The sequence below is a fragment of the Neobacillus paridis genome (genome assembly GCF_016765675.1).
Taxonomy (GTDB): domain Bacteria; phylum Bacillota; class Bacilli; order Bacillales; family Cytobacillaceae; genus Neobacillus; species Neobacillus paridis.
Window position 1 is genome coordinate 1 of sequence record NZ_JAESWB010000203.1, and the last position, 531, is coordinate 531.

1 protein-coding gene is annotated in these 531 nt (G+C 62.0%); it reads left to right on the forward strand.

From position 1 onward, the window contains the following. Positions 1 to 531: catalase (locus tag JK635_RS14680; RefSeq protein ID WP_202654703.1), on the forward strand; the 531-nt coding region annotated here is incomplete at both ends.

Sequence of the window (531 nt, forward strand, 5' to 3'; positions counted from 1 at the left end):
CCGCATGATGCAGGGCTTTGGCGTGCATACCTACCGCATGGTCAATGCCGAGGGCCAGTCGGTATTCGTGAAATTCCACTGGACGCCGCTTGCCGGCACCCGCTCGCTGGTCTGGGAAGAAGCGGTCAAGATTTCCGGCGCCGACCCCGACTTCCATCGCCGCGACCTGTGGGAAGCGATCGAAGCCGGCGCCTTCCCGGAATACGAGCTGGCGTTGCAGATCTTTACCGAGGAACAAGCCGCCGGCTTCGGCTTCGACGTGCTGGACTCGACCAAGATCATTCCCGAGGAACTGGTGCCGCTGACACCGGTGGGCAAGATGGTGTTGAACCGCAATCCGGACAACTTCTTCGCCGAGACCGAGCAGGTGGCCTTCTGCGTCGCCCACGTGGTGCCGGGCATCGACTTCAGCAATGATCCGCTGCTGCATGGCCGCATCCATTCCTATCTCGATACCCAGATCACCCGCCTGGGCGGCGTGAACTTCCACGAGATCCCGATCAACTCGCCAGTGGCGCCGGTGCACAACAA